Annotated in this window: 11 protein-coding genes and 1 pseudogene; 3 read left to right on the forward strand and 9 right to left on the reverse strand. The window is 35.9% G+C overall.

The window, feature by feature from the left end; all coding sequences use genetic code 11:
- Positions 1–55 precede the first annotated feature (55 nt).
- Positions 56–838, reverse strand: coding sequence for a ribonuclease HII (locus A33S_RS0103555; RefSeq protein WP_009381710.1), 783 nt, complete (start codon positions 836–838; stop codon positions 56–58).
- 3 nt (positions 839–841) lie between these two features.
- Positions 842–1,708: a ribosome biogenesis GTPase YlqF gene (ylqF, locus tag A33S_RS0103560; protein WP_017176564.1), complete on the reverse strand. Its 867-nt coding sequence runs from the start codon at positions 1,706–1,708 to the stop codon at positions 842–844.
- A gap of 257 nt (positions 1,709–1,965) precedes the next feature.
- On the opposite strand from ylqF, the gene A33S_RS0103565 reads away from it, so the two are divergent.
- The 3 genes and pseudogenes from A33S_RS0103565 to A33S_RS0103575 all read left to right on the forward strand — a co-directional run bounded on the left by A33S_RS0103565 (position 1,966) and on the right by A33S_RS0103575 (position 7,569).
- Positions 1,966–2,346: a GtrA family protein gene (locus A33S_RS0103565; RefSeq protein WP_009381708.1), complete on the forward strand. Its 381-nt coding sequence runs from the start codon at positions 1,966–1,968 to the stop codon at positions 2,344–2,346.
- A gap of 20 nt (positions 2,347–2,366) precedes the next feature.
- Positions 2,367–4,966: pseudogene (locus tag A33S_RS11565) on the forward strand (YfhO family protein).
- A complete protein-coding gene (locus A33S_RS0103575; RefSeq protein ID WP_017176565.1) occupies positions 4,963–7,569 on the forward strand; it encodes a YfhO family protein in 2,607 nt (868 codons plus the stop codon). The pseudogene A33S_RS11565 and the gene A33S_RS0103575 overlap by 4 nt, the downstream one beginning before the upstream one ends.
- A 78-nt stretch (positions 7,570–7,647) precedes the next feature.
- Here the strand turns inward: A33S_RS0103575 and A33S_RS0103580 are convergent, their stop codons facing one another.
- The 7 genes from A33S_RS0103580 to rplS all read right to left on the reverse strand — a co-directional run bounded on the left by A33S_RS0103580 (position 7,648) and on the right by rplS (position 14,219).
- On the reverse strand, positions 7,648–8,790 hold the full coding sequence (locus A33S_RS0103580; protein ID WP_009381706.1) for a trans-sulfuration enzyme family protein: 1,143 nt from the start codon (positions 8,788–8,790) through the stop codon (positions 7,648–7,650).
- A gap of 23 nt (positions 8,791–8,813) precedes the next feature.
- Positions 8,814–10,193 (reverse strand): APC family permease, encoded by a 1,380-nt coding sequence (locus A33S_RS0103585; RefSeq protein WP_009381705.1) that lies wholly within the window; start codon positions 10,191–10,193, stop codon positions 8,814–8,816.
- Between the two features lie 3 nt (positions 10,194–10,196).
- Complete coding sequence (locus A33S_RS0103590) at positions 10,197–10,928, reverse strand: gamma-glutamyl-gamma-aminobutyrate hydrolase family protein (protein ID WP_009381704.1); 732 nt, start codon at positions 10,926–10,928, stop codon at positions 10,197–10,199.
- 234 nt (positions 10,929–11,162) lie between these two features.
- Positions 11,163–11,564: an arsenate reductase (thioredoxin) gene (gene arsC / locus A33S_RS0103595; RefSeq protein WP_009381703.1), complete on the reverse strand. Its 402-nt coding sequence runs from the start codon at positions 11,562–11,564 to the stop codon at positions 11,163–11,165.
- Between the two features lie 17 nt (positions 11,565–11,581).
- A complete protein-coding gene (gene arsB, locus A33S_RS0103600) occupies positions 11,582–12,871 on the reverse strand; it encodes an arsenite efflux transporter membrane subunit ArsB (RefSeq protein WP_009381702.1) in 1,290 nt (429 codons plus the stop codon).
- A 3-nt stretch (positions 12,872–12,874) separates the two neighbouring features.
- A complete protein-coding gene (locus tag A33S_RS0103605; RefSeq protein ID WP_017176566.1) occupies positions 12,875–13,189 on the reverse strand; it encodes an ArsR/SmtB family transcription factor in 315 nt (104 codons plus the stop codon).
- A 676-nt stretch (positions 13,190–13,865) separates the two neighbouring features.
- Positions 13,866–14,219 (reverse strand): 50S ribosomal protein L19, encoded by a 354-nt coding sequence (gene rplS, locus A33S_RS0103610; protein ID WP_009381700.1) that lies wholly within the window; start codon positions 14,217–14,219, stop codon positions 13,866–13,868.
- Positions 14,220–14,313: the final 94 nt, after the last annotated feature.

The following is a 14,313-nucleotide window of genomic DNA, read 5'->3' on the forward strand; positions in this document are numbered from 1 at the left end:
ATTCTGTTTTTTTCAATCTTTTTATACCAAATTGAACTATTTGGGTGATCGCCAGCTAAAATAATCGATTGATCATACTTTTAATCGGTTCAAACGTCTTTCGATGTTCAGGCGTAACCCCTAGCTTATCAAGTCCTTCTAAATGCGCTTTTGTTCCGTAGCCTACGTTTTTCTCAAAGGCATAGCCTGGATATTTCGAAGCAAGCGCTACCATATAATTGTCTCGATATGTTTTTGCAACGACACTGGCTGCTGCTATGGAAACACTTTTAGCATCCCCTTTTACAATTGAAGTTTGAGGGATATCTATAGGAAGTTCCATCGCGTCAACTAGTAAATACGTCGGTTGAACGTTTAATCCTTCGATCGCACGTTTCATCGCTAGTTGCGTTGCCACGTAAATATTGAGTTGATCAATCTCTTCAACTGTCGCAACGCCAATACCTACTGACTTAGCTTGGTTGTGAATCGCTTCGTTTAACTCTAAGCGCTTTTTTAAAGAAAGCTTTTTAGAATCATCGATACCAATATATTGATGCCCCGCTTCAAGTATCACTGCTGATGCTACAACTGGACCAGCAAGCGGTCCACGTCCTACTTCATCGATGCCACAGATTAATGCTTCTGGTTGCTTCTTTAATATCTCATTTTCATAATGTGTCATTGCTTCATACTTATCTTGAAGCGCTTGGGCCTTTTCAAGTGAAGAGATTCTACGCTTAATCGCTTGTTGCACACCCTTACGTTCATCATTGTAAAAGCCCTGGCGTTTTATGACCTCAATTGAATGTATATCCTGTAATTGTGCCTTGATCGCTTTAATCGTTAATTGAGACATGAATTACGGTGCCTCAACCATTTCTTTATAGATATCAAAGCAATAATTACCTACTTTACCATTTCTGATATTATAAATAATCGCATCGATAACCGCTTCATAATCAACTTCATTACCCTTTTGAAGCATACCACGACGACGTCCAATTGCATCAAACCACTCGAGTACGCCTGCATCTTCGTCCACTTCAATATTAAAATGGTTCAGAAGTGTCTCTTTATCGTGTTCAATTAAGAAGTTAAGACCGTATATCGCTACATCGTCTAAATGAACAATGCTATCTTTAATCGCACCTGTGATGCTTAGTTTCTTACCAATTGTTTGGTCTTCGAATTTAGGCCATAGAATACCTGGTGTATCTAAAAGTTGTAAGGCATTACCAACTTTAATCCATTGTTGTTGCTTTGTTACACCTGGCGTATTACCTGTCTTCGCAATCGCACGTTTCGCCATTTTGTTAATTAATGTTGATTTACCTACGTTTGGAATACCTACGATCATCGCTCGAATAGCACGTGGTCTAAGTCCTTTTTCTTTCTCACGCGCAAACTTTTCTTTTGTCGCTTCAATCGCAGCTTGTTCTACTTTTTGTAAGTTCTTTCCGTGTTTCGCATCAACCGCTACTGGAAAAGCACCTTTGTCCTCAAAGAATGTATTCCACTTTTCCATTTCTTTTAAATTCGACATATCCATTTTATTTAAAATAACTACGCGTGGTTTATGCTGAATAATATCATCAATCATAGGATTTCTTGAGCTATATGGGATTCTGGCATCAACAAGTTCAAATACAACATCTACTTTTTTAAGTTGCTCAGATACTTCGCGTTTTGCTTTGGCCATATGCCCTGGGTACCATTGTATTGTCATGATTATCACCTTTCTTACCTTTACAATTTCCTTACTTATTATACACACTTTTTACAACATCACTATGTTATATTGACATTAGTTTGTTTAATCTTTATTTGCATTTTTGTATGAGTTGAAAATTTAAGACCTAATGAGCCATAATGTAAAAAGATAAATTCAAGTCATTCCTTTACTTATTTATTTTAATTGAAATTTTGATATCTATCAAAAGACCAATTATCATAACTTTTATTTTGAAAGCGTAGGTTAAAATTTTGCAACATTTTAAAAATTACTTAGAAATCATACGATTCATAATCGTTGGTGGATTAAATACACTTAATTACTACATCGTGTATTTACTCTTATTACATATTTTTCACATACATTATTTAGTGAGTCACGTTACAGGGTTTCTCGTAAGCTTTGTCATATCATACTATTTAAATTGTTATTTTGTATACAAAGTGAAACCGACACTTAAAAAGTTTCTCGCCTTTCCGTTAACACAAGTCGTGAATATGGGCGTTCAAACTGGACTCATTTTTATATTTGTACATTATTTACATCTAAATGAATCAATTGCACCATTTGCTGGATTAATCATTACAATTCCAATCACATATATTTTATCTAAATTTATTCTTAAAGATTAATGAAAATTGAGGGGTATCGTATGAAGAAACTTAAGCAGCTGTTATTGTATTCAATTATATTTATAGCTATGTCATTAATTGGTCATAGCTATATTATTTTTAGGTACGTCAAAGATGGTATTTTATTTACTGGTCCTAACGATGGGATTCAACAAATGGTTCCCATACAGATGTACTTATACAATAAATGGTCGGAAGGTACATTTTTTACTCGACCGACTTTGGCTTAGGTGGTGACTTCTTCACCGACTTATCCTACTACTTTACAACAAATATTATTTTCATTACGAATTTCATTGTTATCAAAATTCTAAATATATTTTTCCACTTTGATACAAGTCAAATGATGTTTTGGATGAATAATGCATTAATTACATCCATCATTAAAGGTGCTTTAATCATGACAGCTACGTTTTTATATGTACGTCATTTAAGAATTAATAAATTCGCATCTTTACTGATCGCATTTTTATTCGCTTCATCACCGATTTATTACAGATTTACAGTATATTGGCCTTATTTTAGTGATGTCTATATTTTATTACCACTACTCTTTTTATCGATTGAGCGTTTCCTTAAAAAAGGAAAAATTGGACTATTCATTATTATTGTCGCATTATCATTTATTAACTACTTTTACTTTGCGTATTACCAAGTATTAATGGGTCTAATTTACTTTATTTTTAGACTAATTATGATATATAAACATGACATCGTGAATCGAACGCAACGTCTTATCTACTTAGTTATCGGTTCTATTTTAGGTGTTGGTTCTAGCTTATTTATCTTTTTCCATGGTGCACGAAGTTTCATCAATAACGAACGTGTTAAATTCGAAGCACCTTTAGAATTCGACCCGATTTCACGAAATACGAATATCTTTTTCGATAATTATTTAATCGTTGTTATCTTTATTTCGATTCAAGCTATCTTAACATTTAAGTTATATAAACATTTCTATTATCGACTGTTCGCAATTCTAACATTTATCTTAATTATTTGTGCATTTATTCCACATATGGATAGTATTTTTAATGGCTTTTCCGCACCACAAAAAAGATGGCATTATTTATTAACATTTAGTTCAAATATCTTGATTGGTTTATATGTACATCACTTTAAATCTATTTCATGGAAAGTGTATACCATTACATCTATTCCAGCGCTGTTATTACTTTACATTAGTGCTTATATCTATAAGGATTTCGTAAATTGGTTATACATTGTGCCAATCGTGTTCTTAATCGGACTCATCACATTAATTATGAAATCTGAACATCATAAAAAGTGGATACTGTTACCTTATATTGCGTCTATATTTATACTAGGTAATGTCGTATCTTATACGTTCATTGAAAATAATATCTTCCATCCACGTCACGAAGATATGGCAAATTCGTACTATATTAATGCGAGTAAATATAATACACCGCTTCAGCGAAAACTCGTAGATCGTATGGATAAAGAAACTGCTGATGACGAACGTATTGATTGGCGCGTAAACGAACAAGATAATACACCTATGTATCAGAACTTTAGAGGAATGAGTTTATATTCGAGTATCTTCCATCATGACATTATCGACCTATTTTACGACACGTTAATGATTAATTTAAAAGAAGAGTCGGTAAGTCGCTATCAATCTACAGGTGGGCGTTCGAATATAGCAAGTCTTTTCTCAACGAAATATGTGATGTTAAAAGAATATCAAGATAATTTACCGGATAACTTTAAAAAGGTTCATAGTGATGGTCAATATCGCATCTATGAGAACCAAGAAATGTTACCATCTGTCCGAGTAATGGATAACTATTACAAAGCTTCATCGCTTAAAACACCACTTGATCGTGAGCATGCGATGATTGATGGTGTTGTCATGAATGATAAAGGCAAACCATATAAAGACAAGGCTAAAGACTTACTTGATCAAACAGACATCAGCTATCATGATATTAAACGTCACGATGACCGTCACATTGAAGTTACGAAAGATAATGGTGGTGCTACAATTAAGCTACCGCCTTCAATGGCAGAAAAGTATCAAGATTTCTATGTAACGCTTTATATTAAGCGTGGTAAGCCTGATAGTAACTTTACGCTCGATGTAAACGGCTATGAGAATAAGCGCATGTTTAACAACTCTAAATATAAAACAGGTCAATATGAACAGTTATATCATGTTAAACCTGATGAGAATGGTGAAATTCATGTTGGTATGAAGCCTACTGGCAACTATGAATTTAAATTATTAGGGCTTCAAGGTGAAACGTATGACAAATTAAAACAAGCTGATAAAGAAAAACGTTACACATACAAAGAAGAAAATGGCAAAATTGATATTCAGCTGAAAGATCATCAAAAAGGTATGACGGTAATTAATATCCCTTACCGTAAAGGTATGCAAGCGAAAGTTGATGGTAAGAAAGTTGATATTGAGAAAGTGAACTACTTTATGACGGGTATCCCAGTTGATAAGGATGCTAAACATATTGAAATCACATATAAACCACCATATTTCTTCTTAATGATTTGTATATCGACATTATTCATTGTGTTAAGCGTTTTCTATCATCGCTTTGTATCTCGTAAAGAATGGAATAGAAAAGAGGACAAGATTTGAAAGATTTTGATAAAAAGGATAAGAAGACGTCGATACTAAGTATTCTATTACTTGGTATCGGTGTCGGATTACTCGTTTATGCCCCAGTGCTCTACCGTTACTTACACTTAGGCTTAGTGTATAGCGGTGAAGGAGACGGGTTTAAACAAATGATGCCTTTCCAAATGCAATTATATGAACAACTATCGAAAGGCAAGAGCTTATATGACCTTTCATTTGGTCTAGGCGGCGACGTATTTCAAGATTTAACCTATTATTATTCAACATCACCTATTATGTATCTTAACTTTGGTTTAATTTGGCTTGGTGAAAGGCTCTTTCACTTAAACCCACATCACATCGGGTTTTGGCCTTTAAATCAAATATTTGTATCATTTTTAAAATGTGTGATGACTTATGCGATTACGCATTATACGATGCGTTACTTTGGATGTCGTAAACACACAACATTTATAGGCGCACTTTTATTTAGTGCATCAACTGTATTACTATATTTTAATTTTACATGGTCATTTTTTGGCGACATTCTCATGTATTTACCGCTGTCTATTCTAGGACTTGAACGTCTCTTCCGTGAAAAGAAAGTCGGTATCTTTATATTAGGTATTACCCTAACTCTATTTACGAACTTTTACTTTAGTTATTACGAAGCAATCGCACTCGGTGTTTACTTCTTATATCGCGTTATACATCCGTATCGACATGACGTCTTGAATCGTCTTCAAAAGTTCGTCTATACAGTCATCGCTGTTGGTATAAGCGTACTCTTTAGTGCACTCGGATTTTTTACAGGTGTGCTCGCGTTTTTAAACAATAATCGTAAGCAAAATGACTTTACCGTCTATCCAATTATCGATTTTTCGCAAAAGTATCATTTATTTACGAATGGCTTTTATATAACGGTAACATTTATTGTAATTATTGCTTTATGTTCATTTAAATTGTATCAATATTATTATTATCGTTTGTTCGCGATACTGACTTGGGTGCTTCTACTCGCTTCCCTTACTCAGTATAGTGACTTTATGTTTAACGGGTTCTCATATCCTCAAAGACGATGGATATATTTATTAGCATTTACATCAAGTGTACTGATTGCGCTGTGGGTGAAACACCTGAATGAGATTAAAATTAAAAGCTATTTAATGGCGTGTATACCCGTCATCATTTTAGTCATTTTGACTGCATGTTTTTCAAGGGGACCAATGTTCTGGCTTATTTCTGCATCGCTTATCATGATTGTTTGTGGGTTGTATGTTTATAAACGCAATTTACTACGTCATCAAATGTGGATCGCCATCATCACAACCTTATTTATTGTGCAACAATTTATGATGCTTATCGATTATGATACACAGAACTTAAAACCGTATACCGCTTCTGTAGATCGCATATCGGCTACAAAGTATCATAGTGAAACGTTGCAACAGTCGATTGACCTCATCACGAACAAACAAGAATCAGGCTTATCTCGATTAGATTATATGTCTGAGTATTCACCTAATTCACCTATGGTCTACGGCTTTAACGGTATTTCAATCTATTCAAGTATTTTCGATGGCGATATTTTGAAATATTATGATGATCTCATGCAAATTAATGTACCGACAGATAGTAATAGTACGTACCGCATGTTAGGTAATCGTGCAAACTTATATGCTCTATGGAATGTTGAAGATCGAATTAAGACACAGCCAGACGACAATATACCGTATGGCTTTAAGAAGCAACAAACGATTCATGATCGCAATAAAACTTGGGAACACAGTCATAACAACAATGACATTCCTGACGTCCGTTTCACGTCGCGCGTCTACAACAAGTCTCAATTGAAATCACCACTTGATTATGAACAAGCAATGCTTAAAGGTGTCATTTTAGACGATACGAAATCAAATACATCGTTTAAGTCTAATCCAAACCTTTTAAATCAGGCTCAAATTAAGCCTCGAGATGCCAAGTGGCTCGATCATCATCATTTAAAAGTCACACAGAATGATGGTGGCTTAAAGCTAACATTACCTAAGTCTCTAGCACGTCAATATCAAGACTTATATGTAGAAATGGATTTAGAACGATTGTCGCCTTCTGGTAAACATGACGTGAAATTAAATGAATATACACAACATCGTAAACATTTAACATACCCATATCGTCGCTTTGTCTCACCGACTACCATGCGTGTTAAGGCATCTGAAAACATTGACCTTAAATTACCTAAAGGCAAGTATCGTGCATCCATTAAAGGTATTTATGGTGAAGATTACAATACTTTAAAACAAGTAAGTAAACGCCCTAACAAAGCACAAGTAAGCGTTAAAGATAAGGCAATCGACGTTAAGTTAGCTCAGCATCAAGACGGCTACGTTGTACTACCAATGCCATACCGTGATGGCTTACAAGCTAAAGTCGATGGTGAAAATCGCGAAGTTAAAAAAGGAAATGGTATTATGAGTGTTGTTAAAGTCAATCAAGAGGATACACATCTTAAAATAACTTACCTTCCTAAACGTTTATTATTGTTTACTGGTATTTCACTATTTGGTGCACTAAGCGCACTTTTATTTACATGGTATATGAGAAAGAAGAAACATAATGCATAAATGAAAGGTCTTAAAACTATTTAGTATTTCGCTACATGAGTTTTAAGACCTTTTTTGGGTTCTACTACCTTTATTTAGTTAAATCGTTGCTAACGCGTTTTCGAAGTCTTCGATAAGATCACTTGCGTCTTCAATCCCACACGAAACGCGTAATAAGCCATCTGTGATACCTTGATTAAGTCGCTCTTCTAACGGCACGCAAGCGTGTGACATCGTTGCTGGATGTGAAATGATGGTTTCAACACCACCAAGACTTACAGCAATGATTGGAAAAGTTAATGCTTCTGTGAATGAATTGATCTTAGTGCCATCTTTTAGCTCAAATGACAACACTGCCCCACCATTTTCAGCTTGCGTGTCATGTATATCGTGGTGCTTATGTGATTTAAGACCTGGATAATATACGGTATTAACTTTAGGGTGTGCTTCTAAATATGAAGCAAGTTGCATGGCATTTTCAATGGATTTATCCATACGAACACCAAGTGTCTTGATACCTCTTAATATCAACCATGCGTCTTCAATACTCATAATACCCCCGAAATTCTTTTGAAAGAGACGAAGCTTTTCATGAAAGTGGTCATGATTGGTCGCGACTAACCCACCTACAACATCACTATGACCATTAATGAATTTCGTAACACTCTCGACGAAAATATCTACGCCTAATTGAAGCGGTTGTTGTCCTAATGCTGTCATAAATGTATTATCAGCAACTGTGACGATATCGTGTTGCTTTGCGACAGCTACGATTTCTCGAATATCGCAAATTTTAAGTAACGGATTCGACGGTGTTTCAATAAAAATCATTTTGGTATTCGGTTTAATGGTTCTTTGCAACAATTCGATATCACATAATGGAATGAAGGAAGCTACGATATTATATTGAGGCAGTATTTTAGTTACAAATTCACAAGTGCCTCCGTAAACTTCCTTTGGTAATATAACATGATCACCAGAGGATAGAAGCATCAACACATTTGAGATAGCGGCCATTCCTGAACTATAAGCTAAAGCGTATCGAGATTGTTCTAGAGATTGATAGGCGCTTTCAAGGGCTTTTACAGTGGGATTACCAAACCTTGTGTAAGAATAAGATTGTGCTTCATTATAAAGTTTACCTTGATGAAACGTAGACGCTTGATACTTAGGAATTGATGACGCGCCAGTTCGTTCATCTAACACAGGATAATCATGTAATAATTTAGTATTTTTCTTCATGTGCTCAGTCCTTATATATATGTTTAGACAGTTCGTTTTCTTGATTGAAGTAGATATAACAATAATGGTAAGCCAATATAACCAATAATCATTGCGATGATGGCGAAAACGTTTAAGTGAGATAAGCCGCTAGGTTCAACAATTGTGAACTGACCTACCCAATCAAATTTGATGAGTAATAATAGCGATAATAGGAATGCGAATGCTGGTATTACAACGTCAGTAACGATATGCTTTTTAGCGCGTGCGATAACACTGCCCTTTTGCTTACCGAAATAGAATAAAATGACGCCAATTGGTACTAATAAAAATTGTAAGAATCGCGATATCGAACTTAATACGATAATACTTTTCATGTCGTATTGAAATGCCATTGGTAAAACGATTGCTATAATAATTGTAATTAAAAAGGCATAGATTGGGCAATCTTGTTGCGTTCGATATGTTAGAAATTCAGGGATTTGTTTCTGTTTAGATATTGCTTCAAGTAAGCGCGGTGTATGGAAAGAAGCGGCTACGTTAATACCAAACATGGATACTAAAGCACCATATAAAATGATGTTCTTAACGATCGGTGAATCAAAAACAGGTACTAGCGTTATGATTTCTTTCGCATTAACAATCGCAACTGGGTTAATCATCATTGTCGCCGTAATCACGCTTATGTATATGAACGCGATGATTAATATTGCTACAGGGATTGCGCGCGGTAAGTATTTTTCAGGCTCTTTCATATCTTCAGAACCACTCGCAACACTTTCAAAGCCGCTAAACGCGTAGAACGCTGCGATAAGCGCCGTCACAAACGTTGTCACATTCATTTCAGCAATTAAAGGTTTGCCGTCATCATTCTTTAATAAATTAATCTCGTTAAAGTGAGATTCCCCCGTTGAAAAGACAATAAAGAACCCTGCTACAATCACGGTTGTGAGTGCTAATAGTTTACCTAACGTAGAGATATTATTCATTACTTCAAAGAATTTCGTTCCAAGAATATTAATGATGAGCAAAACTAACATCAAAATCATGAAACCGAATGTAACGAGCATAAAATTCGTATTATCAAAACCAAATATCAGTAACACGGTTTTAACTACGCCTGTTGCTAATGCTCCCCATGCGATACAGCCAGCGATAAAACGTGTAATACCGACATAGAAACCAATATTATCTCCGAATGCCGCTTTAGCGTACGCATATGCTGCCCCCGCATTTGATACGTATTTCGCAGCAGAAGCAAACGTAATCGCTAATATCGCCGCAAATAGTGCTGCACAAAAGTAAATGAATGGTGTCTTACCACCTGCAATTTGAACCACTGCGCCTGGTGATAAGAATATGCCTGCTCCAATAATTGAGTTAATTGTTAAGAGAATAATAGACCAATAACCGATTTTCTTCATAACTTATTCCTTCCTATCTGACTGAATAACGAAATCGAACAAACGATTCATGACGTCTTCAGTTTGATGTAACATTTCTGGATGCCATTGTACGCCTAATAGAAAGTCATAGTCTTTATGTTCAAAACCTTCGATAATGCCGCCGTTGGCTGTTGCTGTTGCTTTTAAAGGAGAAGCAAGATGATGTATCGTTTGATGATGGAACGAATTAACCATCAACGTTTCAGTTTGAAGCAATTGGTAGAGTTTCGTATCTTTAGCAATCGACACCTTATGCGTTAAGTCTGTCGTTTCACCCTGTTGAAAATGCTTATACGTCACGCCATCTTTATATGAGATATCTTGCCACATCGTACCGCCGAAAAAGACATTGATGATCTGCATACCACGGCATATACCTAAAATCGGTATCTCTCTTTGAATCGCGAGATCGAGTAGCTTCAGGTCGTACTGGTCTCTCTTAGGATTGACCTCACCAAGTAAGGGCATAGGGTCTTCGCCATAGATGAGCGGACTAATATCTTGGCCACCAGTGATAATTAATCCATCTAGCATCTCAACTTGTTGCTTTAAGATAGACGCGTCTTCGTGAATCGGTAATAATATTGGAACGCCATTATTTTTGATGACTGCATCGACATAATCTTCATTAAGAAAGAATCGCTTATGTCCACATAGCGGGCCATCTAAATACTTACTGATATTACATGAAATACCTATTACAGGACGTTTCAATACACACCACTCCTTATAAAAGCAATATATTATATCTAATTTATATACTAAGAAGCGCTATATTGCAATAAGAATTTTCAATTTTCAGATATTTATGCTCTTTTAAAAGACCGGGTTATCCCCGGTCGAGTTATTAGCATTTAATCACTACGTCAAAATCGTCTGCTTAAGTTGAAAATTTTACCTTACGCTCAAAGGCACTATTACAATTTTAACATAGTTTTGTTTACATAATTATTTTCCTGTTTCCTTAAACGACTGAATGCGTGCTTTGATTTCATCTCGAACGCGTTGAAATTCGGACCAGTCTTTTCCAGCAGGGTCATCAAAGCCCCAATGTGCTTTCTGTACATTGCCTGGAATCATTGGACAGTTTTGGTCTGCATCACTACATAATGTAACGACGAGTTCAGATTGTTTAATAATCTCTGGATCGATGATGTCTGAGGTATGATTCGATATATCGATACCTACCTCATCCATAGCTTTAATAGCGTTAGGATTCACACCATGAGCTTCTATACCTGCTGAATAGCTTACCCAATCTTCATCTAAAATCTCATTCGCAAAGCCTTGTGCCATCTGACTACGGCATGAATTACCTGTACAAATAAAGTAAATAATCTTTTTATCCATAATTTAATCCCCTTTTTTTAAAAGATAAGCATTGTTAAATATAAACCTAATAACGTGAAGAATAGCACGGGAATCGTAATGATGATACCTGTCTTAAAGTAAGTTCCCCATGATATCTTCATACCCTTTTGGCTAAGAACATGTAACCATAATAATGTAGCTAGAGAACCAATTGGTGTGATTTTGGGACCTAAGTCGGCACCTATCACATTCGCATATACTAAGCTTTCTTTTAACATGTGAGACGTTGATGTTTGATCAATTGCGATGGCATCAATAAGTACTGTCGGCATGTTATTCATAATTGAGGATAAGAAGGCTGAAATAAAGCCCATACCCATGATACTTGCAAACAGACCGTGTTGCGTAATACTTGTGAGTACAAACGCAAGTACTGAAGTGATACCAACATTTTTAAGACCGAACACAACAAGGTACATACCAATTGAGAAGAATACGATATTCCATGGTGCACCTTTGAGTACTTCTTTCGTATTCACTGCTTTAGATTTTTGAGCGAGTAACAAGAAGATAATCGCGATAATCATTGCGATAAATGAAACTGGTATCTTAATAAATTCACTTAATAAATATCCTGCGAATAGAATACCTATCACGATCCAAGAGAATTTAAACAACTTACGATCTTTTATAGCTTCTTTAGGGTCTTTTAACATATGTGCATCAAACGACTTTGGAATCAACTTTCTAAAGAATAACCATAATACTAGAATACTTGCGATTAATGAAAAGATATTTGGAATAATCATGCGACCTAAGTACTCCACAAATCCAATGTTGAAGTAGTCGGCTGACACGATATTCACGAGATTACTTACGACTAATGGTAAAGACGTAGTATCTGCGATAAAACCACTTGCGATAACAAATGGAAAGATTACCTTTTCATTGAAGTTTAAATTTCGTACCATTGCGAGTACGATTGGCGTTAGGATTAACGCCGCGCCGTCATTTGCGAAAAAGGCTGCTACGAGTGCCCCTAGTAACATAATGTAGACAAACATCATAAGCCCGTCGCCTTTCGAGGCTTTTACCATGTGACGCGCTGACCACTCGAAAAAGCCTATTTCATCAAGAATTAATGAAATGATAATGACCGCTATGAAAGTTAAGGTTGCGTTCCAAACAATACCTGTAACTTCTACTACATCTGATAGTGATACGACGCCGGTTATTATTGCGATAATAGCACCCGCGATGGCACTGATACCGATATCAAGCCCCTTAGGTTGCCATATTACGAATAACAACGTGACGAGGAATATCACGATCGCTAAAATTGTCATGAATTAACACTCACCCATCTTTATGTCTTTACAAATACATCGCTCATTAGAGGTATTTAATAGATTTAAAGATGACTGAACCTGCTTTAGAACCGTACTTTCAATATGATACATGCGTCTATTCCCTGTTTTATATGTCGAGACAATTCCACTTTCTACAAGCATTTTCATATGGTGACTTAATGTCGGTTGGGAAAAGTCAAAATGCGCAAGTAAGTCACAAGCACATAGTTCTCCACACGATAGAACATCTATAATTTCTAGACGATTGCGATCAGCAAGCACTTTAAAATATTGCGCTAATTCTTCATACGTCATATTAAACACCTCCTAATGTCGTATATAGACTATCATCTATATAGATATTTGTCTATATAGAATTGAATTGTCGAATGAGGAAGATTAAAGGCAAGGATACGAGATATTAAATGAAAGGCGGTTAGGATTATTCTTAGAATGAGGATTTTTGATAATTTTTAATTGGTAAGAGGATTTGAATCTGATGCCACAGCTTATATCGGAGTAGGTGTTTTAACTTCTTCATGTTTAAGTACTAGTGAAGGTCTGACTAGTTGGCAAGAACGTCGTTAGCGACTTGTGATACTAACACTAGTTGGTAAGAGCTCTGTTAGCGACTTGTGACTCAATCACTAGTTGGTAAGAGCTCTGTTAGCGACTTGTGACACATTCACTAGTTGGTAAGAGCTCTGTTAGCGACTTGTGACATGATCACTAGTTGGCAAGAGCACCGTTAGCGACTTGTGATACTACCACTAGTTGGCAAGAGATCTGTTAGCGACTTGTGACGGATTCACTAGTCTGCAAAAGATCTTACTCCTAACCCCAACTGAATTTGGAAATACAATTCCCCACCAAACCAAAGTACTTCCCCTTAACCCCAATCCTTTATCCCCCTTTCAACCATAAAAAACACCCTACTAAATGGCTTCTCCATCTAGCAAGGTGTATATAGCTTAATGCTCTAAGTACTTGATTATTTACGGATTTCTTGGATACGAGCGGCTTTACCACGTAAGTTACGTAAGTAGTAAAGTTTAGCACGGCGAACTTTACCATAACGTTTAACTTCGATTTTCTCAATTTTAGGTGTGTGAACTGGGAATGTACGTTCCACGCCAACACCTGAAGAAATTTTACGTACTGTGAATGTTTCTGAAATTCCGCCACCGCGACGTTTAATTACAACACCTTCGAACACTTGGATACGTTCGCGTGAACCTTCGATGATACGTACGTGTACACGTACTGTGTCACCTGCACGGAATGATGGAATGTCTGTACGTAATTGAGATTTAGTTACTGCTTCGATTAATTTGTGATTGCTCATTATTTACACTCTCCTTCAACCTATGTTCTTGCCTTGACAATCATATAGCAGCGGATCATAGTGATATTTGTGTCTTTCCACACTTAAAGAATAA

Source organism: Staphylococcus massiliensis CCUG 55927 (genome assembly GCF_000298075.1).
Taxonomy (GTDB): domain Bacteria; phylum Bacillota; class Bacilli; order Staphylococcales; family Staphylococcaceae; genus Staphylococcus; species Staphylococcus massiliensis.

Coding starts and splice junctions, on each gene's coding strand:
- A33S_RS0103555 (WP_009381710.1), bottom strand. CDS start 838: ATGTCTCAATTAACGATTAAAGCGATCAAGGCACAATTACAGGATATA.
- A33S_RS0103585 (WP_009381705.1), bottom strand. CDS start 10,193: ATGAAGAAAATCGGTTATTGGTCTATTATTCTCTTAACAATTAACTCA.
- arsB (WP_009381702.1), bottom strand. CDS start 12,871: ATGACAATTTTAGCGATCGTGATATTCCTCGTCACGTTGTTATTCGTA.
- ylqF (WP_017176564.1), bottom strand. CDS start 1,708: ATGACAATACAATGGTACCCAGGGCATATGGCCAAAGCAAAACGCGAA.
- A33S_RS0103605 (WP_017176566.1), bottom strand. CDS start 13,189: ATGACGTATGAAGAATTAGCGCAATATTTTAAAGTGCTTGCTGATCGC.
- rplS (WP_009381700.1), bottom strand. CDS start 14,219: ATGAGCAATCACAAATTAATCGAAGCAGTAACTAAATCTCAATTACGT.
- arsC (WP_009381703.1), bottom strand. CDS start 11,564: ATGGATAAAAAGATTATTTACTTTATTTGTACAGGTAATTCATGCCGT.
- A33S_RS0103580 (WP_009381706.1), bottom strand. CDS start 8,790: ATGAAGAAAAATACTAAATTATTACATGATTATCCTGTGTTAGATGAA.